20 protein-coding genes and 2 tRNA genes are annotated in these 21,353 nt (G+C 54.8%); 13 read left to right on the top strand and 9 right to left on the bottom strand.

What is annotated here, in order from left to right; all coding sequences use genetic code 11:
• Positions 1-11: 11 nt before the first annotated feature.
• Complete coding sequence (locus tag ABD735_RS14285; protein ID WP_344807580.1) at positions 12-488, top strand: molybdenum cofactor biosynthesis protein MoaE; 477 nt, start codon at positions 12-14, stop codon at positions 486-488.
• 11 nt (positions 489-499) lie between these two features.
• On the opposite strand, the gene ABD735_RS14280 is transcribed toward ABD735_RS14285, so the two are convergent.
• On the bottom strand, positions 500-922 hold the full coding sequence (locus ABD735_RS14280) for a hypothetical protein (protein ID WP_344807578.1): 423 nt from the start codon (positions 920-922) through the stop codon (positions 500-502).
• 99 nt (positions 923-1,021) lie between these two features.
• A complete protein-coding gene (locus tag ABD735_RS14275; RefSeq protein ID WP_344807576.1) occupies positions 1,022-1,315 on the bottom strand; it encodes a hypothetical protein in 294 nt (97 codons plus the stop codon).
• A 215-nt stretch (positions 1,316-1,530) separates the two neighbouring features.
• Here ABD735_RS14275 and ABD735_RS14270 point away from each other — a divergent pair, with 215 nt between their 5' ends.
• Positions 1,531-3,915: a Lon protease family protein gene (locus ABD735_RS14270; RefSeq protein ID WP_344807574.1), complete on the top strand. Its 2,385-nt coding sequence runs from the start codon at positions 1,531-1,533 to the stop codon at positions 3,913-3,915.
• Here ABD735_RS14270 and ABD735_RS14265 read toward each other — a convergent pair.
• Entirely contained in the window at positions 3,882-4,550 is a 669-nt protein-coding gene (locus ABD735_RS14265) for an alpha-ketoglutarate-dependent dioxygenase AlkB family protein (protein ID WP_344807572.1), read from the bottom strand. The genes ABD735_RS14270 and ABD735_RS14265 overlap by 34 nt on opposite strands.
• Positions 4,551-4,575: 25 nt before the next feature.
• Between ABD735_RS14265 and ABD735_RS14260 the strand changes: the two genes are divergently transcribed.
• The 3 genes from ABD735_RS14260 to ABD735_RS14250 are packed head-to-tail and all read left to right on the top strand — an operon-like array spanning position 4,576 to position 7,754.
• Positions 4,576-5,466 (top strand): M23 family metallopeptidase, encoded by an 891-nt coding sequence (locus ABD735_RS14260; protein ID WP_344807570.1) that lies wholly within the window; start codon positions 4,576-4,578, stop codon positions 5,464-5,466.
• 1 nt (position 5,467) lies between these two features.
• A complete protein-coding gene (locus tag ABD735_RS14255) occupies positions 5,468-6,151 on the top strand; it encodes a response regulator transcription factor (protein ID WP_344807568.1) in 684 nt (227 codons plus the stop codon).
• Positions 6,141-7,754, top strand: coding sequence for a response regulator (locus ABD735_RS14250; RefSeq protein ID WP_344807567.1), 1,614 nt, complete (start codon positions 6,141-6,143; stop codon positions 7,752-7,754). Before ABD735_RS14255 ends, ABD735_RS14250 begins: the two co-directional genes overlap by 11 nt.
• Here ABD735_RS14250 and ABD735_RS14245 read toward each other — a convergent pair.
• The 6 genes from ABD735_RS14245 to ABD735_RS14220 all read right to left on the bottom strand — a co-directional run bounded on the left by ABD735_RS14245 (position 7,729) and on the right by ABD735_RS14220 (position 12,426).
• A complete protein-coding gene (locus ABD735_RS14245; protein WP_344807565.1) occupies positions 7,729-8,769 on the bottom strand; it encodes a succinylglutamate desuccinylase in 1,041 nt (346 codons plus the stop codon). The genes ABD735_RS14250 and ABD735_RS14245 overlap by 26 nt on opposite strands.
• A gap of 3 nt (positions 8,770-8,772) precedes the next feature.
• Positions 8,773-9,489, bottom strand: coding sequence for an ABC transporter permease (locus ABD735_RS14240; protein ID WP_344807563.1), 717 nt, complete (start codon positions 9,487-9,489; stop codon positions 8,773-8,775).
• Positions 9,489-10,205, bottom strand: coding sequence for an ABC transporter permease (locus ABD735_RS14235; RefSeq protein WP_344807561.1), 717 nt, complete (start codon positions 10,203-10,205; stop codon positions 9,489-9,491). Before ABD735_RS14235 ends, ABD735_RS14240 begins: the two co-directional genes overlap by 1 nt.
• A gap of 56 nt (positions 10,206-10,261) precedes the next feature.
• Positions 10,262-11,026 (bottom strand): transporter substrate-binding domain-containing protein, encoded by a 765-nt coding sequence (locus tag ABD735_RS14230; RefSeq protein WP_344807559.1) that lies wholly within the window; start codon positions 11,024-11,026, stop codon positions 10,262-10,264.
• 117 nt (positions 11,027-11,143) lie between these two features.
• Positions 11,144-11,923 (bottom strand): ABC transporter ATP-binding protein, encoded by a 780-nt coding sequence (locus ABD735_RS14225; protein ID WP_425548616.1) that lies wholly within the window; start codon positions 11,921-11,923, stop codon positions 11,144-11,146.
• Complete coding sequence (locus ABD735_RS14220) at positions 11,920-12,426, bottom strand: RDD family protein (RefSeq protein WP_344807557.1); 507 nt, start codon at positions 12,424-12,426, stop codon at positions 11,920-11,922. Before ABD735_RS14220 ends, ABD735_RS14225 begins: the two co-directional genes overlap by 4 nt.
• Before the next feature lie 216 nt (positions 12,427-12,642).
• Here ABD735_RS14220 and ABD735_RS14215 point away from each other — a divergent pair, with 216 nt between their 5' ends.
• The 8 genes from ABD735_RS14215 (at position 12,643) to oadA (ending at position 21,346) form a co-directional block, all read left to right on the top strand.
• Positions 12,643-14,049 carry a DUF5610 domain-containing protein gene (locus ABD735_RS14215; protein WP_344807555.1) on the top strand — a complete coding sequence of 469 codons (1,407 nt, stop codon included), beginning with the start codon at positions 12,643-12,645 and terminating at the stop codon, positions 14,047-14,049.
• Between the two features lie 117 nt (positions 14,050-14,166).
• Positions 14,167-16,848, top strand: coding sequence for an alanine--tRNA ligase (alaS, locus tag ABD735_RS14210; protein WP_344807553.1), 2,682 nt, complete (start codon positions 14,167-14,169; stop codon positions 16,846-16,848).
• A 64-nt stretch (positions 16,849-16,912) separates the two neighbouring features.
• Positions 16,913-18,163, top strand: coding sequence for an aspartate kinase (locus tag ABD735_RS14205; protein WP_344807551.1), 1,251 nt, complete (start codon positions 16,913-16,915; stop codon positions 18,161-18,163).
• 207 nt (positions 18,164-18,370) lie between these two features.
• Positions 18,371-18,574, top strand: coding sequence for a carbon storage regulator CsrA (csrA, locus tag ABD735_RS14200; protein WP_344807549.1), 204 nt, complete (start codon positions 18,371-18,373; stop codon positions 18,572-18,574).
• Between the two features lie 134 nt (positions 18,575-18,708).
• Positions 18,709-18,798 (top strand) — tRNA-Ser (locus ABD735_RS14195).
• A gap of 56 nt (positions 18,799-18,854) precedes the next feature.
• Positions 18,855-18,931: transfer RNA gene (locus ABD735_RS14190), tRNA-Arg, on the top strand.
• A 293-nt stretch (positions 18,932-19,224) separates the two neighbouring features.
• Positions 19,225-19,467, top strand: a complete 243-nt coding sequence (locus tag ABD735_RS14185) for an OadG family protein (RefSeq protein WP_344807548.1) — start codon at positions 19,225-19,227, stop codon at positions 19,465-19,467.
• Positions 19,468-19,549: 82 nt separating this feature from the next.
• On the top strand, positions 19,550-21,346 hold the full coding sequence (oadA, locus tag ABD735_RS14180; protein WP_344807546.1) for a sodium-extruding oxaloacetate decarboxylase subunit alpha: 1,797 nt from the start codon (positions 19,550-19,552) through the stop codon (positions 21,344-21,346).
• Positions 21,347-21,353 lie beyond the last annotated feature (7 nt).

Here is a 21,353-nt window from a genome sequence, read left to right as displayed (position 1 = left end):
TGAGTTAAGCCGTGCATATTCGCGTCGAACTCGGTCCCGCGCCTATTGATAACCTTACCCTGGCTAGGTCCTTCAGGGCTGGTTTGAATCAGGGCTCGAGTTCGCTTGGCGCGATATGCAGTTTTGAGGGTCTGGTGAGAGAGTACGGCGATGACAGAAATGTCATCGCGCTCGAACTGGAACATTATCCGGGAATGACGGAGCGCTCGCTTCGTGAGATTGCTGAACACGCTGCAGAGCGTTGGCAACTGCTGGCAATAGCCATTGTCCACCGCGTCGGCCGAATTGAGCTGGGTGAGGTGGTTGTGGTGGTCTCGGTGGCGTCGTCCCATCGACACGCTGCTTTTGAAGCCTGCGCCTACATCATGGACCGTCTGAAAACCGAAGCGCCTTTCTGGAAAAAAGAAATCAGCGCCAGCGGACAGAGTTGGGTCGCTTCCAAAGACAGTGATGGGCTTGCCGCAGCACGCTGGGCTGCCAAAGACTGAGCAATGCCCTTCTAGATGTCTGTTTTCGCAGTCTGTTGACTGTTCTCGCTGAAGATACGCTCGATACGGGCCAATGCATTATCGACAGCACGATCATAATTCTTCTCAGAAGCCCAGCAGTCAAAAGTGATGCCGACTCGCGTGACGCCATGCGTGGTCACCGCGTCGCTGTCGACATTTGCAACTCTGCCAGTAATCGCTTTTTCATTCACATATTTGGCAGTAAAACTGAAACTGAGACGATCGCCGACCTTCAGCTTTCCTGGAAAGCCAATTGCCATGCCATAACGATTGAAGTCAAAACAGTCGACCTCACGAGCCTGCTTCGAAAATCCGAAAAACCCTTTCGGCGCAGCAATAACCCGTAATTCGTCTGTGTCGTGACGTCGTTTGATGCGTCGTTCGAGCTGCTGCCTGAAATTGAATTCGTGCATTATGTAAGTTTGAAGCCGCCCCAGCGTCTGCCTTTAAGATGGATGGAGTTTACAAAAAAATACAAAGGAATGCGAAGATTCCCGACAGAGCGGGTGAAATTACACAGTCACGTCGATTTCGGCACCCCGACGGTCATTCAGCCGTTCCGGGCGTCCATAGCGAGCGTCCAGTAGTTCAGGGCGTCTTCTATCAACCCGCCGACGTCTCTCCTTGCCTTCATAGCGACGCGTATTGAATCGACGCTCCGGGCGACGTCGACGCTCTTCTTCAGCAGGCTCGTCTGTATCCACAGGTATGACTTCCTGCGGCTGCTTCGTCCTGTTTACTCTGTAGGCATCTGGCGTCGGCGCTGGTGCCGCTGAGGGCTTGTTGCGGGAATCTATTGGAAACATGGCTACCCCCTATTGTCACGGTATCAGTCAGACCGACGCAGAATGCGAGCGGTGCGGTTTCAGGTGTTTCATTATATATATCGGCATGAAAACGAAATACTTTAGTAGTGGCTGGTTGTGGCTCCGTCTGATGGCTGCTATTTTCCTTGCATTCCGGTAGGCCCGCGCTCAGCCTGCGTCGATGATCTCTCTTTCTGGTGGTACATCCGATAGATATGCATACGAAATCCCTCGATCACTCTGATTTGTATAGGCCCTGCGATCCGAAATCGCTGCGTTTCAAGACGACTGCGTCACTCGCCAGCCTGAACGGCATTCTGGGGCAGGACAGGGCAAAGGATGCGCTCTCTTTTGCCATCGCGATGGCGGAATCGGGCTATAACATCTTCGCGGTTGGCAGTAGTGGTCTTGGCAAGCGAACCATGATCGAGCGATATCTGGCTGAGCACTCTGCAGGTTCTGGGAAACTGAGTGACTGGTGTTATGTCAACAGTTTCGAAGATCCCCGTGTTCCGCGTGTACTTAGATTGCCCGTCGGCATGGGGCAGAAGCTGAAAAACGATGTCGAGCAGTTATTGAATCGTCTGTACAAGAACATTCCCCAGGCCTTTGAGAACGAGTCTTACTTTGAGCGATCCGAAAAGCTCAAGAACGAGTTGGCACAGCGCCAGGAGAAAGCGCTATCGACGATTGGACGCTCAGCCCGACGTCAGGGGGTATCGCTGACAATCGCGACGCCGGGCGGCTATCGGCTGGTTGCTGCCGACGGAGACGAGCCGATGTCTGCTGATGTGTTTTCAGCCCTGTCGGAAGAGGCGCAGCTGGCGATTGAAGCGAAAATCGTGAAACTTGAAAAACGGCTCAGAAAGACGCTGCGTCAACTCGCTTCGCGTGAGCAGGACTACGCAGAGCGCCAGCAACAACTCAACGAAGAAGTCGCCCTCAATGTCAGTCAGCACCTCATTGACAGCGTGAAGGAGACCTATCGCGAACAAAAAGATGTGGTGGATCATCTCGATGCGATCCAAAAGGACATCCTGAAAAATATCGACCTGTTTCTCGACGACTCGGAAGAGGCCAATGCCCTGGCCGCGGCCACCATGGATAACAAGCTGCCGAGACGCTATCAAATTAATGCTTTCGTCCATCATGACAAGAATGAAAGCGTGCCGATTCTGGTAGAAGACAATCCCAACTACCATAACCTCTTCGGAGCGGTAGAAAATATCACTTTCAAGGGCACGGTCTTTACCGATTTTACACTGATCCGGCCAGGTTCCGTTCACCGGGCTAACGGTGGCTATCTGCTCATCGATGCAGTCAAGCTGCTGGAGCAGCCTTTTGTCTGGGAGGCACTGAAGCGTCTGATGCGTTCCGGCAAAATCGGTATTCATGCGCTGGAAAAGGAAATATCCATTTCTGGCACCATTTCACTTGAGCCCGAATCCATTCCTGCCGACCTGAAAATCATCCTGTTTGGCGATCGCGATACCTATCTTCTGCTGCAGCGCTACGATCCGGATTTCATCGAATTGTTCAAGGTCGTGGCGGATTTCGAAACCGAGATCGACCGCACCGAAGAAACACAACTTCAATATGCCCGCTTCATCGCCGGGCTGATAAAAGAAAAAGGTCTGCTCAACTGCGATCGACCAGCCGTGATGAAAATCATTGAACAGAGCGCCCGGGATGCTGCGCATCAGCACAAGCTGAGCCTTCATGCCGCAGACGTGGCAAATTTACTGCGCGAGGCGAATTACTGCGCCCAGAGGGCGAGCCACAAGGTCATTGGCCTGGAGGACGTCAAGCAGGCGCTGATCAATGCAAAGTACCGCGCCGGTCGAATCCGGGATCAGGTTTTCGAGGGGATTCGCGACGGGGCGACCATGCTCAGCACGCGTGGCGCTACCGTGGGGCAGGTGAACGCACTCTCGGTATTGACCACTGGCGACCAGGAATTTGGTGTGACCTCACGCCTGACGGCGACTACCTATTTCGGCGACGGCAGCATTGTCGACATCGAACGTGACGTCAAGCTGGCCGGTGCCATCCACTCCAAGGGCATGATGATACTGAAGGCTTACCTGTCGACGCTGTTCGCCCAGGACGGGCCGATACCGCTGTCGACGAGTCTCACTTTCGAGCAGTCCTATCATGAGGTCGACGGCGACAGTGCGTCGATGGCTGAGTTTTGTGCACTTATCAGCGCGATGTCTGGCATGCCTGTGAGACAGGATCTGGCCATCACCGGCTCCATGAACCAGTTCGGTGATGCTCAGCCGATTGGCGGCGTGAACGAAAAGATCGAAGGCTTCTTCGATACCTGTCGGCTACAGGGGCTCACCGGTTCGCAGGGCGTCATTATTCCACGACAGAATGCGCGTAACCTGATGCTCGCCGACGAAGTACTGGCCGCATGCAAGGAAGGCAAGTTCCATGTGTATGCCGTGGACCGGGTAGAGCATGTGCTGGAGTTACTGCTTAGCGATACCTCAGTGCCGGGTTACGAGGAGGTGTATGAACGTGTTCGCAATCGCATCGCTAAAATGCGCGAGATTGAAAAGACTCATGCGGAACCGGCGTCTGCTTCAGCGATATAGCGAAATGTCAGATTGAGGCGTGGCGTATCGACCTGGCGGGACTTCGACACACGATGTTGCCAGTTCTGCTGCGTCGCGCCCTGCATCAGCAGCAGCGAGTTGTGGGGGAGGTCGATTCTAACCCGAGCGTCTGGATCCAGTGGCGCCAGGGCGGAACGGCCAGCGCGTAGAAGCGGTTTCAGGTGAAAGCGCCTGATCGCGCCAAAGGACCATGAGGCAATAACAGGTTCAGGTCCAAGTTCTGGCTCGTTGTCGGCATGCCAACCCATGCTGTCCTCTCCGTCCCGGTACAGATTGCAGAGCACGCAGTTGAAGTCACTGCCGCTGAGCGCCGAACTCAGTGCAGCCAGTTGCTGGAGCATGTGCGGCATCGGGCGTGGGGCGAGCGTAGTACCAGAGTAGGTGTAGACGCAGTGAGGTTCGCCGTACCAGGCCTGGAGCCTGGGAATATTCAGAACACGGCCATGAATTCTGATTTGATCCTGACGCCAATGCAGTTCATCCCGCAAATGACTATACACCGCCTCGGCTGCGGCGGTGGCCAGAACATCCGTGTAGAGTTGAACATCACCGCCGGACAATGCAATATGCTGTAGCTCGTTATTTCCCAACAGGAAGTCACTTTTCCAAGCCATTATGCCTATATCTCTTCTGAATCTGATGCCCATTCGAACCGTCTTTCTGGCCATCGGGGCGCTCGCGCTACTCGCAATGACCGCTACTAACGGCCGGGCGACGGCGAAAGATCTGGACGCCGCGGCGGCTCACTCGGAAGTCCGCGCTGTTTTCGGCCTTCGAGATCAGCTGCGTCAAGGCGCCCTCGTGCGTGGAAAGGTGAGCCCCGGTGCCCAGGTCAGACTGAATGAAACAGCGCTCAAGGTCAGCGACTCAGGTCATTTCGTCTTCGGTTTTGATCGGGACGCGCCCGGCAAGCAAACCCTCGAGCTGACCGAACTGACTGGCAAGACGAGCTCATACAGTTTCTCATTGCCGGATAGAACATATGCTGAGCAACGGGTCGAAGGTATTGCACACAAGTACGTGGCGCCTGCTCCAGAAGTTCTCAAACGCATTCGGCAGGAGGTGACCCTCGTTGCCAATGCCCGACTGATAGCCATATCGCACGACGCTGTGTTCAGCGAATTTGAATGGCCTACTATTGGCCCCATCAGTGGCGTCTACGGCAGTCAGCGCTGGTATAATGGTAACCCGAGCCGCCCGCATTTCGGTGTGGATGTCGCCGTACCGACTGGCACTATCGTGAAGGCGCCGGCCGCAGGTGTCGTGGTACTTGCCAGTCCTGATCTCTACTATTCGGGTGGCACTGTCATCATGAATCATGGCTACGACGTTACATCGAGCTTTCTGCATCTGAGCAAGGTGCTGGTCGAAGTTGGGCAGCAAGTCGAGCAGGGGGATCCTATCGCCGAGGTTGGGGCGACTGGCCGAGTCACAGGTCCCCATCTCGATTGGCGAATGAACTGGAAAAAAGCGCGGGTAGATCCACAGTTGCTGGTGCCCGATATGCAGACCTTACTGGAGAGTAAATGACATGGCCACGAATGCACAGGACAGTGTGAATGGTGGAAGTCCGAGCGGATCACGTCCAAACGGGCCGGGACTGAGCGGTGAACCCGTCAGAGTGTATGTAGTAGAAGATGACGATGCAGTTCGTGATTCTCTGGTCCTGTTGCTACGCGCTGAAGGCTACGACACCGACCCCTACGCAAGCCCCAGCGACTTTCTGAAGCTCAAGGTGGAGCAACTGCGAGGCTGTGCCATTCTCGATATCAGAATGCCAGGCATGTCCGGTATGGAGCTTCATGGTGAGCTCATCAAGCGCCAATGCCGCCTCCCGGTCATCTTTGTTACCGGTCACGGTGATGTGCCTCTCGCCGTTGAGGCCATCAAGTCTGGTGCGCTGGACTTCATCCAGAAGCCTTACCAGGAAGAAGAGCTTTTGAGCAAGGTGAGGGAAGCAATCCGGCTCGAGCAGGCTGGTCATGGCAAGAACGAGGAAAAAACCCTTCTGCAGAAAAAGATCGCATCGCTTACCCCTCGCGAAACAGAAATCATGGACCTCATGATTGCCGGCAATGCCAACAAGGTCATCGCCATCGACCTCAATATCAGCCAGCGTACAGTGGAAATTCACCGATCACGCGTGATGCAGAAAATGGGCACACATTCACTGGCGCAGCTCGTGCAGATGGTCATGACTGCACGTGAAGACTGACACCACCAGAGGTCTGGTACTACTGGTCGACGATAACCCGGCCAACCTCAAGATACTCTACGAAACCCTGAACGGCAGAGGTTACAAGCTGCTGGTCGCCGATTCAGGTGCCAAAGCCCTGAGCATTGCCCAGAAGATGCAGCCGGAGCTCATCCTGCTCGACATCATGATGCCGGGAATGGATGGCTACGAAGTCTGTCGGCGTCTGCAGCAAAATGGACTTACCGAGTCAGTCTCGGTGGTTTTCCTTTCCGCCCTCGATGATACCGACGCCAAGGTGCTCGGCTTTGAGTTGGGCGGCGTCGACTATATATCCAAGCCCTTTCAGGTCAAGGAGGTTATCGCCCGCGTCGATACGCACCTCCGACTGCGTCTCCTGGAAAAGGCGCTCGGACAGCAAAACAAGGAACTGCTGATCGACAACAGCTCGATTCTTCGGGCAATGGGCGAGGGTATTTACGGCCTTGATAAGGGTGGGCAGATCATCTTTGCCAATCCTGCAGCCTGTCGGGCTAATCAATGCGAAGTGGATACCTTGCTGGGACAGCGTTTCGTCGAGCTTCAGTTTTCTGGTCGAGGCGCTGTGCCTGGACAAAGTAGCGGAGCCGCTACCGAGTTTGACCATGAGCGGATGATCCGGCATGTGGAACAGGCGATGGCTGACGATGAATCTATTCGAGTCGAACAAGCCCTGTTTTTTCGGCCGGCTGGTGGTTTTTTCCCAGCCTCCTTTCAGTTGACCATCGTTCCAGACTCGGCCAGCTCAACTCATGCGGTTGTCGTGTTCCGTGATATCTCCGACAAGCTGGCGCAGGAGCGTGAACTCGAGCAGGCCCGCTTGAAGCTGGAAGCGCAGCGGGCTCAGCTGACTCACGTGTCGCGCCTGAGTACCATGGGGGAGATGGCTGCGGGTATTGCGCATGAAGTGAACCAGCCACTAACGGCAATTGTGAACTACGCCAGGTTGGCCAGTCGTCAATTGGTATCGCTCAAGAACCGGGTGATGGCGACCAAGGAGCTCGAGGCGGCTGCGGAAACGCTGGAAAAAATAGAGCAGCAGAGCCTGCGGGCAAGCGACGTTATTCAACACATCAGGGATTTCGTGCGCAAGCCGACCGAAGGCAAGACCCGTTTATCGGCCACTGAGTTGGCAGAGGCCATCATTCAGCTCACTGGCATTGAAGCCAAACAGCATTCGATGACCCTCAATACAGATATCGAATCGAAGCTTCCTGAGCTGCGGGTAGAGGCTATTCAGATACAACAGGTGGCATTGAACCTCTTGCGCAACGCCATGGAAGCGAGCCTGAGCACAGCATCGGATAGTGTCTTCTTCAGGGTTTATCACAACAAGGCTGGCGACAATCACGTCCATTTCGAGATAGAAGACCGTGGTACAGGCGTCACTGAAGAGAACCAGCCATTCCTGTTCAACCCGTTCTTCACAACCAAGAAGACAGGGATGGGAATTGGCCTGACATTGTGTCAGAACATCGTTCAGGCCCATGGGGGGCGAATTGGCTATCAGCCTGCGAAACTGCACAATTCTGATGCGGAGTCCGGCAGTCTGTTCTGGTTCAGTTTGCCTGTGTTGGCCGAGTAACCGAATCTGCCGGTATGACAATCAGTCCGGCGCGATGACCTATTTCCACTTTGGCATTCGGAAACAGAATCCTGGCTTCAGGGTGGTCGACTTCGTAGTGCTGGTCGGCGTCACTGTATAAGCGCATACCCTCCGGTAAGCGTTGAAAATTGGCCACATCATCGGCCAGGTGCAGTGTAAATCCGCTGGTCTGTCTCACGATCTCATGGTGAACTGCAAAACTGATCATCTCACCGCTCACAGGGTGTTCTCCGAGGGCTTCCTCGAGTGAGCGGCCCTGTCTGGCCTCTGCACTGCAACACAGGCTCATGGTCTGCCTGATCTCATCCAGCACGCTGAGATCATTTTCTCCAAATGCCTGTACCTGTCCCAATTCCAGAGTGGCTGAGACAGCTCTGAACTCTCTCGCAGTCCAGCCACTGAAAGTGGATCCTGACTCCTGATGTCGGACACAGGCCTGCATACCCGCAGCCACCAGCAATGGATTCAGCAATGCTGTATCAGGTAAGCGTTCAGATGGATCGTTCTCTGGTGGCAGAATGGCAAACCGGGTGAACTCTGAGCGCCGGATCGCTGTGTGCAGATCCAGATGGATCATGAGTCTGTCGGAGTGCCGAGCCTGAAAACAGCGCACTGCGAGTTGCAGGGTTCTCGCCCGATGCTGCTCACGTGCCGCTGCGGTGTTCCCGGTGGCGATTGGCGCAGACTCACTGTCCGGCCCGAACAATCGGTTGAGATTGGTGCCTATAAAGCGTTGCTGAGTTTGCATGGCTTCCAGATTGCCGAGCAGGAAAAGACAGGGCGCGGCCGCTTTTTCTGACTGTACGAACTCGTCAACGAGCTGGTCGAGCAGCTCGACGGGCGCCGTTTCGTTGCCGTGAATGCCAGCGCTGATCACAAAAATCTCTTGAGTAGCGGTCAAGGATTCTGGTGGCGTCCACTCCAGGATGCCGTGGCCCTGCCAGCGAAAAGAGCTCGCGAAAGGCTTCAACGCAGCACTCAGAAACGCAGGCATGGTTCAGGCCTCCGTTCGCGGACGCAAATGCGCCAGCATTCGGAACTCAATTTTTCGGAACAGCATGATGATGGAGAATGTCAGGCAGAGATAGATACAGGCAACGAATATAAAAGCAGAGAAGGGCGCGTAAAAGCGCGAATAGATAAGATACGCTGCGCCCGTCAAGTCGAGAATGGTGACAGTGAAGGCCACTGCGCTGGCGTGAAGCATGAAGATCACTTCGTTGGTATAGGCTGGAAGCGCGCGCCTGAAAGCGCTCGGCAAGACAACACAACGCGTTCTCGTCCAGTAGTTCATGCCATAAGCTTTTGCTGCTTCCAGTTCTCCCGCCGGAGTGGCCACGATGGCGCCACGGATGATCTCGGTGGTATAGGCGGCTGTGTTCAGGGTAAAGGCCAGCAGGGCAGGAATGAAGGCGTCTTTGAACATGAACCAGAGCGGCGTGTCGATCAGGACGAAGCTGGAACCGTAATAGATGATGTACAACTGCACCAGCAGCGGTGTGCCGCGAAAGATATAGGTAAAGACCTGCACCGGCTGGCTGACCCAGAAGCGTTTCGAGGCGCGCATCAGTGCCAGCGGAAGTGCAAGCAGAAGTCCCAGTATGATAGACAATACGACAAGCTGAAGGGTGTTGATCAGCCCTGTGCCGTATTCAGACAGCGTTTGCATCGTGAAGATGTCGTTGCCGGCCAGCAGACCTTCTAACCATTCCATCAGGCCACCTCACGCACGCCGACGCTATAACGTCGAGACAGATACTTGAGGAAGAGTTCGGATACCAGCGTCATCAGCAGATAAAACAGGACGACGGGGATAAAAAACTTGAAGGGCAGGTGGAGCGACTTGGAGGCTTCACTGGCCACACGAACAATGTCGGTCAGGCCGATAATCGACACCAGTGCCGTGGTCTTCAGCATGACGAGCCAATTGTTGCCTACACCAGGAATGGCATGCCGGATCATCTGAGGTACCATGATACGCCGGAATACCTGCCATTCACTCATGCCATAAGCTCGGCCCGCTTCCAGCTGCCCATCAGGCACGGCCAGGAAGGCGCCCCGGAAGGTTTCGGCCATGTAGGCACCGAAGATGAAGCCAATGGACAGTACACCAGCAATGAACTGGTCGACATTGATGAAGAAGTCGATGTCCCACTCGTTGTATACGAAGTCAGACAGCATATTGAGAAGCGCCTGACCGCCATAAAAGATCAGCATCATCATGACGAGATCGGGCACGCCGCGAATCAGGGTGGTATAAGTAAGGGCTATGCCTCGTGCAGCTCTGCTGGAAGAGAGTTTTGCAGCAGCACCAGCCAGGCCAAGTACGAGCGCAAGCAAGAGGGAGAGGCCGGCAAGTTGGGCAGTAAGGAAGGCGCCACGTAACAGCTCTGGACCATAGCCCTTGAAGTCAAAGAGATATTCAAACATGACGCTCGCTTCAGGTGGGAGCCGGCCGGCAACGCCATGTTACCGGCCGGAGCTACTTACATCTTGATATCGTAATCGAAGTACTTCTTCATGATTTCGTCGTAGGTGCCATTTTCCTTGAGCTTGGCCAGGGATTTGTTGAATGCCTCAGCAAGATCCGTGTCGCGCTTTCTCATGGCTACGCCAATACCGTCGCCCAGTTTGATCTGCTCACCAATCTGAGCGTAATTCTTGTCGGTAGTGACCGTTTCATCACCAACCGGGTAGTCAAGAAACACGAGATCGAGACGTCCGCCCTTGAGATCAAGTACCAGATCGTCGGCAGTGCTGTATCGCTTTATCTCGGCAACATCGCCGAACTCTTCAGTGATGTAATCGTCTTGAATCGTACCGCGCTGGGCGCCTAGGGTCTTGCCCTTCAGCGCGTCCTTGGATGTCACGTCCATCTTGCTGTCAGACTGCTTGCCGAACCACGCGCTTGGCGTATTGTAGTATGGCTCGCTGAAAGCAACCTGCTTGGCCCGCTCTTCAGTGATTGACATTGATGACATGATGGCGTCGAACTTGCGCGTCATCAGTCCTGGAATCATCCCATCCCAGGCCTGAATGACCCACTCGCATTTCCACTCGAGATCAGCGCAAACGGCATTACCCAGGTCCACTTCGAAGCCAGTCAAGGTGCCGTCAGGCTTCTTGAATTCGAATGGTTCGTAAGGCACATCGACCGCGATTCGGACTTCCTTCCACTCTTTGGCCATGATTGGCCCGGACACGAGTGAGGTGGCCAACAGAGCGCCTGCGAGGAATTTTTTACTATTCATGAGTAGTTCCTTTCTTCTAGACCGGTTGAAGTTCGCACGCGTTCAAAAATACGCTTATCTATACGGCCTTGTAAATATTTGCTGTCCGATTGTTCGTCAGGGCAGGCTGGGGCAGTGTCAATACGTTCGACTCAGAAAGCCTTTTACCCGCTCGGAATCCGGGTTCACCAGTACCTTCGAGGGGTGGCCTTCTTCTTCGATCAGTCCCTCGTGGAGAAACAGGACCTTGTTCGATACATCTTTTGCGAACGCCATCTCATGGGTGACCACGATCATGGTCCGACCTTCCTCAGCCAGATTCCGCATGACTTTCAGAACCTCGCCAACCAGTTCTGGGTCGAGGGCTGAGGTAGGTTCGTCGAAGAGCATGACTTCTGGCTCCATTGCCAGGGCTCGGGCGATGGCTGCGCGCTGTTGCTGACCACCGCTCATGTGGTTGGGGTAGTAATCCCGCCGCTCCCAGATGCCTACCTGTTGCAGGTAATGTTCGGCACGGGTTCTGGCTTCCTTCTTCGATAGACCAAGCACATGAACCGGTGCGGCACAGATATTTTCCATCACGGTCATATGTGACCAGAGGTTGAAAGACTGGAAAACCATGGAGAGTTTTGCGCGAAGCCTGGTGACCTGCTTGCTGTCCTTGGGCTTGCGTTCGGAACTGCCGGAGGCTGCCGTGAATTGGACCTGTTCACCGCTGAGATAGAGCTCGCCAGAGGTGGGTATTTCCAAGAGGTTGATGCAGCGAAGGAAGGTGCTCTTGCCCGATCCGGATGAACCGATCATGGAAATCACATCGCCGCTGCTGGCGGTGAGAGAGATGCCCTTGAGGACCTCGAGATTGCCAAACCGTTTATGGACATCACGTACATCGAGCTTCAATGATGAGTCACTGGTCAATTCACTTGCCTCCAGGCGCTGGACTGCTCTTTTTTATGATCGCGAAAAACGGTATGGGTGCCGGAGATTCGCTCGTGCCAGGTGAGTTGTTCACGATCGAACAGCATCCAGAAATATCCAGCGCCGAACACGGCAAACGACAGGGTCGCCCCGGCCAGTCGCATAAGTGACTGGGCGAGGGTAGGCAATCGTCCATCCCGGGTGAGAATCTGAACCTTCCAGGCCTGCATGCCGAGCGTCTGGCCTGTTCGGGTCCAGAAATAGCAGAAAAAGAGGGTCACCACCAGTAACAGCAGTATTGTCAGTACAGGCCCCTGACTCAGCGTTCCCGCTTCAACTTGTGCATCGAGTGCTTCGCGACCAATCCACCATCCCTTGACCGCCACATAAAAGGCAGTAGTGGCCAGCGCCAGCGCCAGACACAGAAGGAAGTCGTAAAACATGGCCGCGAAACGGCGGGGGAGCGGCGCCTTGCGCGTCGCTTCAACAGTTGGTGCAGGCATGATACAGGAGCTTCACCTTGAGTCAGATTCGCCAGCAGCGGCAGGCGGTATCAACTCAGCCCGTTCCATACTGCCGATCGTGTATTGCAGCATGTTAACAATGTTTTGGGGGCTTTCGCTAAAGTTTTGAATCGTGCCGCCGATACCTTTATTAGCATATTTTCTATGAGTACGGTGTCCTTTCCCGTGCGAGCATCATTCAGGATGGCCCGGCAGATGAACAATCAACTTTTCAATTCGTCATTCGATCGCCTGTTTTCAGATGGTCTGCGTCAAATGCCCAGCGTCAGGGTCAATGGGCAGGCTTCTCCCGTCAATCCAGCAGAGAGCCCGGCAGGCAGTGCAAAGCCTGCGCTGTCCGGCGGGGATATGACTGCGGCACTGGAAAAGGGCTACGCGGCACTGAGTGAAGGACGCAGACCGGGTGCATTTGCAGCTGAACTCATCGTACGCAGGGTCGACCGAGCCATGGGTGGCGCTACTGTGGCGGAGCCGAGCCTTCCGCGAATGGGAGCCAGCGTCAGTCCGGGCGGCTACGGCAAAGCTGGGGAGTCAGATAATATCCCATCGCCTGACAAGGTCGCAGGTACGATTCTGGGTTTCGTCGAAAAGCGCATTGCGCTCGCCAAAGCTGACGGCGCAAGCCCGGAGCGTCTGGACGCGATGTTGCAGCAGGCCAGAGCCGGCGTGGAGCAGGGCTATGGTGAAGCCCGTGAGGAATTGAAGGCCAGAGGTTTTCTGCCGAGCGACGACGGTCAGCTGGAAAAGGCCATCGACGCTGGCTATGCCGCAGTGCAAAAGGGTTTCGCCCAGGTGGCCGATAACATTGCTGGTCGGCTGCCGCAGACGCGTGACATTGCCGAGACTGCTTCACTCGCTGCGCCCCGTTCTGTCGGTGGTGCTGTTACTGAACGCTCGGACTTTTTGCGCGCTGAAAGTTCAGTCATCCAGTTGAAGACTCGTGATGGAGACACTGTGAAGCTGTCATTGAGCCAGGTTGCCGCGGCTTCAGCGGAAATCAAGGCTAATGGCGGTAGTCTTCAGGAAGTCCTGCAGGGCGTCTCTGGCAAGCAGTTCATGCTGGACGTCGAAGGACAACTCGACGAGGGCGAGCTCGAGGCAATCGGTGGATTCCTCAAACAGATCGACTCAGTGGCCAATGACTTTTTCGCCGGCGATATGCAGGCAGCTTTTGACAAAGCGCTCTCGCTCGACGTCGATATGGGCGAGATCGCCTCCTTTGCCGTCAACCTCTCGTCGGTCTCGTACTCTTCGATCAGCCAGGCCTACGAAAGCGGCGCCAGCGCGCAGCCCGTTAAAGGACAGTCAGCAGCCGAGCCTGCGCTGCCGGCCAATGACTTTTCGCCACTGGCTCGCTTTATCGAGAACCTCCGGTCTGCACTGGAGTCGGCGGAGGCGCTCAACGATGGCGCTGGCCTGCTTGATTTTGTGGAAGCATCGGCCAAAGCCTTGTATGAACAGGGTGCGATCTCCGTGCCCGTCGCAGCCCCAGCTGGAGAAGATGGCGCTGCCCCGTTGTCAGGCCAGGCTCCAGAGCCTGACGCCTTTGCAGATTTCCTGAGTTTCATGCGCTCGACTGGTGAAAAGCTCACTGCTGGCTAGATTCTGGTGACTTGGCTAGGGTCTAGTGACGCAGGTTTGACTATGCTACATTAATTGGCTGCCCGGCCTGTGTGTCGGGCGCTTTCATATGCAAGCATTTCAACCAAAGACCTGGCCATGAAAACTACCGAACTCCGTCAGTCGTTCCTCGATTATTTCGCTGCGAGACAACATGAAGTCGTCAGCAGCAGCTCGCTCGTTCCTGCAGAGGATCCCACTCTGCTGTTTACCAATGCCGGCATGAACCAGTTCAAGGATCTGTTCCTGGGCAGGGAAAAGCGGTCTTATAATCGCGCGGCCAGTGCTCAGAAGTGTGTCCGGGCTGGCGGCAAGCATAACGACCTGGACAATGTCGGCTATACCGCACGCCACCACACCTTTTTCGAAATGCTTGGTAACTTCAGCTTCGGTGACTATTTCAAGGAAGACGCCATTGCGTTCGCCTGGGAGTTTCTGACGTCAAAGGAATGGCTGGGTCTGTCCGCAGATCGTTTGACAGTCACTGTCTATTCCGAAGATGACGAGTCCTTTGCAATCTGGCGTGACAAGATCGGTGTTCCGGAGGCGCGCATCATTCGCATCGGTGACAAGGGCGAACGCTACGAGTCGGACAACTTCTGGCAAATGGGCGATACCGGCCCCTGTGGACCCTGTACTGAAGTTTTCTATGACCATGGTGCTGATATTCCTGGCGGGCCGCCGGGGAGTCCAGAAGAAGATGGCGATCGTTTCATCGAAATCTGGAACGTCGTATTCATGCAGTTCAATCGCCAGGCGGACGGGACGATGGAGCCATTACCCAAGCCTTCTGTAGATACAGGTATGGGGCTGGAACGGGTAGCTGCGGTGCTGCAGGACGTACACTCTAACTATGAGATCGATCTGTTCGTCAACCTGCTCACGGCTGCTGCCAGGCTGCTCAAGCAGGAAAACAATTCGATTACTGCCGAGGTCGATGAACTCGTCGGTCAGGCTTCGATGCGGGTCATAGCGGATCACATTCGGTCCTGCGCCTTCCTGATAGCTGATGGCATCACGCCATCCAACGAAAACCGCGGTTTCGTTCTTCGAAGAATCATTCGCCGAGCGGTGAGGCATGGGCACAAGCTCGGCTTTTCCGAAGGCTTCTTCTCCCGCCTCGTCAAACCACTTGTACTCGAAATGGGCACAGCCTACCCGGAGCTGCAACGTGGCGAGGAAATGATCAGTCGGATCCTGGCCAATGAGGAAGCACAATTCAGCCGTACGCTCGATAAGGGCTTGCGACTGCTCGAGGCCGAAATCGAGCGCCTGGATTCCAGTCTCATTCCAGGCAAGACTGTTTTCACGCTTTACGACACCTATGGTTTTCCCTTGGATCTGACTAATGATATCGCAAGGGAGAGGGGCCTGGAGCTGGACAAGACCGGCTTCGAAGAAGAAATGGAAGTGCAGCGGCAACGAGCCCGTGCAGCCAGCTCTTTCAATACCGATTACTCTGCCGCTGCAGAGGGTGAGGCGACCAGCTTCGTAGGTTATGAGTCACTCCATACGCAAGCCAGCATCAAGGCCATCATCTGTGATGGCGAACGTATCTCCGTTGCGGATGCAGATACCGACTGCGATCTTCAGATCATTCTGGACCAGACGCCGTTTTATAGTGAGTCAGGCGGCCAGATCGGCGACTGTGGTTTCATGGAAAGCAACGATGGCTCCCTGTTTGAAGTCCGTGATACCCGTAGGCTGCAGGACAGTGTGCTGCATCTGGGCGTTGTGCTGAAAGGCGCCTTTCGCGTGGATTCGGTCGTCACGGCGCGAGTCGACGGGAGTTTGCGCAGCGCCACAGCGGCCAATCATTCGGCGACTCACCTGCTACATGCCGCACTGCGCAAAGTGCTCGGCGAGCATGTGCAACAGAAGGGCTCACTGGTAAACTCCGAGCGCCTGCGTTTCGACTTTACCCATTTCGAGTCCATCAGCGACGAAGAACTGACAGCCGTGAATCATATGGTCAACTCGCAGATCAGGGCGAATACCCCTGTTCACACCGAAGAGATGTCGATTGCCGCTGCACGAAGCAGGGGCGCAATGGCGCTGTTTGGTGAAAAATACGGCGAGCAGGTGCGCGTGCTGGAAATGGGGGAAACAGATGAAAGAGGTGCGCCCTTCAGTATCGAGCTTTGTGGCGGTACCCATGTGCGTCGCACCGGTGATATTGGTCATCTGATTATCACCAGTGAGTCAGCCATTGCCTCCGGCGTTAGACGCGTGGAGGCTGTCACCGGCGCTGGTGCAGATCGTCATGCAGCCGAAGCGCTTGCGAGTCTCAGAGCTGCTGCTGGACTTCTGAAGACAAGTCCTGACAAGGTCTGTGAGCAGCTGTCCACCGTTATGGATCGCCAGAAAGCGTTGGAAAAGCAGCTTGGCCAGCTGAAGTCCCAGGCGGCTTCGCAGGCGGGAGACGACTTGCTGGCCCAGGCGAAAAAGCATGGCGACATCAGCTATCTTATGGCCTCAATCGATGGCGCGGATCGCAAGACGCTCATGGAAACGGCCGATCAGTTGAAGAACAAGCTGGGGCAGGGCGTGGTTGTTCTGGCTTCGGAAGACGATGGAGCCATGGCGCTGGTAGCTGGTGTGACCAAGGCACTCAGCGCGACGGTCAAAGCCGGTGATGTCATCAAACAGATGACTGCTGTCATGGGCGGAAAGGGCGGCGGCCGGCCGGACATGGCCCAGGGCGGAGGCGGCGACTCCGCCAAATTGGACGAAGCTTTCGCAGCAGTGGAAGCCTGGTTGAAGCAGCAGATTTCTGAATAAGATCTGGCATTGGGCGCGGCTTGGAACTATTTTCATTCACCATCAGCTCAGGTAATCATCAGTAATGGGTTTATATGTACATAAATACGGTGGGACCTCGGTCGGCACCGTGGAGCGGATCGCCAAGGTGGCCGACAAGATCAAGCGATGCCGAGAGGAGGGCCATGACCTGGTTGTCGTGGTCTCTGCCATGTCGGGCGAAACCAATCGGCTCATAGGACTGTCTCAGGAATTGAACGACAGGCCTTCCGAGCGTGAGCTTGACGTTCTGCTGTCTACCGGCGAACAGGTGACGATAGCCCTCTTGGCCATTGCGCTGCAGAAGATCGGGGTCAATGCCCGGTCCTATACAGGGTCGCAGGTCAGGATTCTGACTGACAACGCCTATAGCAAGGCGCGGATTCTCTCCATTGATGATGCTGCCATTCGTGCAGATCTGGCGCGCGGCAATGTCGTCATCGTTGCTGGTTTTCAGGGCGTAGACGAGCAGGGCAATATTACAACCCTCGGCCGTGGTGGCAGCGACACGACTGGCGTTGCACTGGCAGCAGCCCTGGATGCCGACGAGTGTCATATCTATACCGATGTCGACGGTGTATACACCACCGACCCACGGGTCGTCGACTCAGCCCGTCGTCTGACCAGCATTACCTTCGAGGAAATGCTGGAAATGGCGAGCCTGGGCTCAAAGGTGCTGCAGATTCGTGCAGTGGAGTTTGCTGGTAAGTACAATGTGCCGCTCAGAGTACTCTCAAGCTTTGAGGAAGGCCCGGGGACTCTGATCACTACTGATGGCCCTGTAGAAAAGAAAATTCGAAAAGATGGAGAAAGCATGGAACAGCCAGTCGTATCCGGCATAGCATTCAACCGCGACGAAGCCAAGTTGACGTTGACAGGGGTGCCGGACATTCCTGGTGTGGCTGCGCGCATTCTGACGCCGATCAGCGAAGCCAATGTCGAAGTCGATATGATCGTGCAGAACGTAGGCGACGATCAGAAGACCGACTTTACCTTCACAGTGCATCGTAACGACTATGAAAAGGCACTCGGCATTCTCGAAGGCCTCAAAGGTTCTCTGGAAGCTAAGGCCGTTCGCGGTAACAAGAAGATCGCGAAAGTCTCTATCGTGGGCGTAGGTATGCGCTCGCATGCCGGCGTAGCCAGCAAGATGTTCGAGGCGCTTTATAAAGAGGGCATCAACATACAGATGATTTCGACATCCGAAATCAAGGTGTCAGTCGTAGTGGATGAAAAGTATCTCGAATTGGCCGTACGTGCGCTACACAGTGCATTCGAGCTTTCTGAAGCTCCCTGATGCGCCCGCGCGCGTATGCTTGATTTAAAGTAGTATAGAAAAAGTAGGAAAGTCGCTTGCGACAATTTCGCCGTAAGTTAGCATTCGTGTGCAGTAAAAACCGCCATTGCAATCCGTAACGTGGTTTTTAAAACAAGCATAAAAAATGAAGGCACTTGGCAGTGCTGGATCTATGGATCGTAAGAGACGGATATAAGGAGAGTATGTATGCTTATTTTGACCCGGAGAGTGGGCGAAACTTTAATGGTTGGAGATGAAGTCACGGTGACAGTGCTCGGGGTCAAGGGCAATCAGGTCCGGATCGGCGTTAACGCGCCCAAGGAAGTGGCTGTGCATCGTGAGGAAATCTATCAGCGGATTCAGCAGGAGAAGTCGGCCGCAGACGATGCGCCTGAATTTGGCAATTCCTGATCGGATTGAAGCGCCTCTGCCTGATGCACAAAGTATCAGGATTGGCTCCACTTCGTTTTCTCGCACTCTTTTGTAAATTCTTGGTTCAATTGGCCTAGCCTTTTCAAATCATTGTGGTAACATACGCGCCTTCTGGAGAGGTGGCCGAGTGGCTGAAGGCGCGCCCCTGCTAAGGGCGTATAGGGGAAACCTTATCGAGGGTTCGAATCCCTCCCTCTCCGCCATTGTGACGTCAGTTCTGGTGAAGTTGAAAAGTTAGGAACTGAGTCAATTTTTATGCGCGCTCGTAGCTCAGCTGGATAGAGTACCTGGCTACGAACCAGGCGGTCGGAGGTTCGAATCCTCCCGAGCGCGCCACTTCTTTTTAGTTCCCCTGCTGCGGCTATTCTGGCGCGGCTGTCTTGGTTAATGTCGATCCTGCCTGCGCTGGCCTCAGCGTTTTCGAGCTCATACATCCTGAATGAATGGAGAGTCTTGTGGGTAAGGAAGGTAACGCCAGATTGCACCCCAACCCAAATTTGGGTACATTGACGCGATTTTTTTCGCCGGGTTTTGCGTGGACGGTAACCATTCGCCGTGCATTTCAATCGGGCTATCGTTACACCAAACTATTACAGTTTTAAGGACGCCTAGCTATGTGGGATTTATTGATGCAAGCCCTCAACCTCATGTTGATCGGCATGGGCTTCGTGTTCTCGTTCCTTGCACTACTCGTGGTGCTCACCGGCCTGATGTCGAAAATTGTCATGCATTATCAGCCGCCAGTAGTAGCCTCGACGCCGAAGTTATCAGCGGCTCAACAGCCCGCAGGTCAGGCGCAGAATACTGATCCGCAACTGAAGGCAGCCATATCTGCCGCGATCAAACAGCACAGGGCCCGACGCAGGTCTTGACGTGTCGTCGGTCCGCTAACAGCGGTCCGATCAGGGACTAACCAGCTCAACACAATTTGAAATGGAAACGCAGGACTCAACCATGGCTCAAACCAAGAAACCCCTGGGGATAACAGATGTCGTACTTCGCGACGCTCATCAGTCGCTGCTGGCGACCAGAATGCGGCTCGACGACATGCTGCCCATTGCCAAAAAGCTGGATGAAGTCGGCTTCTGGTCGCTTGAATCCTGGGGCGGAGCGACTTTCGATAGTTGTATCCGCTATCTTGGAGAAGATCCCTGGCACCGTATTCGCGAACTGAAGAAAGCGATGCCGAAAACTCCTCAGCAGATGCTGCTGCGTGGTCAGAACCTGTTGGGTTACAGACACTATGCCGACGATGTCGTTCGCAAATTTGTGGAGCGAGCGGCTACCAACGGTATTGACGTTTTCCGCATATTCGATGCGATGAACGATCCGCGCAACCTGGAAACTGCCATCAAGGCAGTACTGGAAGTTGGCAAGCACGCACAGGGCACGATTGCCTATACCGTGAGCCCCGTCCACACAATCGATACCTGGGTTGATCTCGCAAAAACAGTCGAATCAATGGGTGCCGAATCCATCGCAATAAAGGACATGGCCGGCCTGCTCAAGCCCTACGATGCATTCGAGCTCGTCACCAAGCTGAAAAAGACACTCAAAGTGCCTATTCACATGCAGTGTCATGCGACGACTGGCATGTCCACAGCCACAGCCCTGAAGGCAGCTGAAGCGGGCATCGACAACGTCGATACGGCCATCTCCTCAATGAGTATGACCTATGGTCATTCGCCAACTGAAGCTGTGGTAGCGATTCTCGAGGGTACTGATCGCGATACTGGTCTGGACATCAAGCTACTGGAAGAAATCGCTGGCTACTTCCGCGAAGTTCGAAAGAAATACGCCAAGTTCGAAGGTTCACTTCGCGGTGTAGACTCAAGAATTCTTGTGGCTCAAGTGCCAGGTGGCATGTTGACAAATATGGAAGGCCAGCTGAAAGAGCAGGGCGCCCTGGACAAATTTGATCAGGTACTCGCTGAAATTCCACGGGTGCGTGAAGACCTCGGTTTTATCCCTCTGGTGACCCCGACTTCACAAATCGTTGGTACCCAGGCAGTGCTGAACATCCTCACTGGTGAACGATACAAGTCCATCTCCAAGGAAACCGCCGGTGTGCTGAAGGGTGAATACGGCGCTGCGCCTGCCCCGTTCAATGCCGAATTGCAGAAGAGAGTTCTTGAAGGTGCCCAGCCCATCACCTGTCGACCAGCTGACAATATTGATGATGAGATGGACAAACTCACGCAGGAGCTTACGCAGCTCGCGAGTGAAAAGAATATCAAGCTGGCCGACGACCAGGTTGATGACGTGCTGACTTACGCACTCTTTCCTCAGGTTGGTCTGAAGTTCCTCGAAAATCGTGGCGACGCTAGCGCCTTCGAACCTGCACCGGATGGTTCTGAAACATCCGCAGCTGCTGAAACGTCCGACACCCCCAATGTCTATACCGTCGAGGTTAATGGTCAGTCCTATGTCGTGCAGGTGACCGATGGTGGTGATATCGAGAAACTGGCTGCGGCAGGCGGACAACAGGCCTCAGGTCAGGCTTCGGCCAGTGCACCAGCGCCAGCACCTGTGAGCGGTGGCGAGCCGATCGGGTCACCCCTGGGTGGGACCATCGTTCGGATGGTTGCCAAGCCCGGCGACCAGGTACAGGAAGGTGATCTGCTGCTGATTCTCGAAGCCATGAAGATGGAAACGGAAGTCAGAGCGTTCAAAGCCGGTACGGTAGTGAACTTCGAAGTCAAACCAGGCGACGCTGTCGTCGTTGGTCAGACTCTTCTGAACCTGGCTTAGGAGTACG

The sequence above is a fragment of the Allohahella marinimesophila genome, assembly GCF_039538005.1.
GTDB lineage: Bacteria > Pseudomonadota > Gammaproteobacteria > Pseudomonadales > Oleiphilaceae > Allohahella > Allohahella marinimesophila.
The sequence above is the reverse complement of the archived record's forward strand: the minus strand, read 5'-3'. Positions and strand labels throughout refer to the sequence as shown.

Excerpts from the sequence above, each read along its gene's own strand:
- ABD735_RS14245 (WP_344807565.1), bottom strand. The coding sequence starts at position 8,769 with ATGCCTGCGTTTCTGAGTGCTGCGTTGAAGCCTTTCGCGAGCTCTTTT.
- ABD735_RS14185 (WP_344807548.1), top strand. The coding sequence starts at position 19,225 with ATGCAAGCCCTCAACCTCATGTTGATCGGCATGGGCTTCGTGTTCTCG.
- ABD735_RS14235 (WP_344807561.1), bottom strand. The coding sequence starts at position 10,205 with ATGTTTGAATATCTCTTTGACTTCAAGGGCTATGGTCCAGAGCTGTTA.
- ABD735_RS14215 (WP_344807555.1), top strand. The coding sequence starts at position 12,643 with ATGAACAATCAACTTTTCAATTCGTCATTCGATCGCCTGTTTTCAGAT.
- ABD735_RS14240 (WP_344807563.1), bottom strand. The coding sequence starts at position 9,489 with ATGGAATGGTTAGAAGGTCTGCTGGCCGGCAACGACATCTTCACGATG.
- ABD735_RS14205 (WP_344807551.1), top strand. The coding sequence starts at position 16,913 with ATGGGTTTATATGTACATAAATACGGTGGGACCTCGGTCGGCACCGTG.
- alaS (WP_344807553.1), top strand. The coding sequence starts at position 14,167 with ATGAAAACTACCGAACTCCGTCAGTCGTTCCTCGATTATTTCGCTGCG.
- oadA (WP_344807546.1), top strand. The coding sequence starts at position 19,550 with ATGGCTCAAACCAAGAAACCCCTGGGGATAACAGATGTCGTACTTCGC.
- ABD735_RS14255 (WP_344807568.1), top strand. The coding sequence starts at position 5,468 with ATGGCCACGAATGCACAGGACAGTGTGAATGGTGGAAGTCCGAGCGGA.
- ABD735_RS14260 (WP_344807570.1), top strand. The coding sequence starts at position 4,576 with ATGCCCATTCGAACCGTCTTTCTGGCCATCGGGGCGCTCGCGCTACTC.
- ABD735_RS14270 (WP_344807574.1), top strand. The coding sequence starts at position 1,531 with ATGCATACGAAATCCCTCGATCACTCTGATTTGTATAGGCCCTGCGAT.
- csrA (WP_344807549.1), top strand. The coding sequence starts at position 18,371 with ATGCTTATTTTGACCCGGAGAGTGGGCGAAACTTTAATGGTTGGAGAT.
- ABD735_RS14265 (WP_344807572.1), bottom strand. The coding sequence starts at position 4,550 with ATGGCTTGGAAAAGTGACTTCCTGTTGGGAAATAACGAGCTACAGCAT.
- ABD735_RS14280 (WP_344807578.1), bottom strand. The coding sequence starts at position 922 with ATGCACGAATTCAATTTCAGGCAGCAGCTCGAACGACGCATCAAACGA.
- ABD735_RS14230 (WP_344807559.1), bottom strand. The coding sequence starts at position 11,026 with ATGAATAGTAAAAAATTCCTCGCAGGCGCTCTGTTGGCCACCTCACTC.
- ABD735_RS14275 (WP_344807576.1), bottom strand. The coding sequence starts at position 1,315 with ATGTTTCCAATAGATTCCCGCAACAAGCCCTCAGCGGCACCAGCGCCG.
- ABD735_RS14220 (WP_344807557.1), bottom strand. The coding sequence starts at position 12,426 with ATGCCTGCACCAACTGTTGAAGCGACGCGCAAGGCGCCGCTCCCCCGC.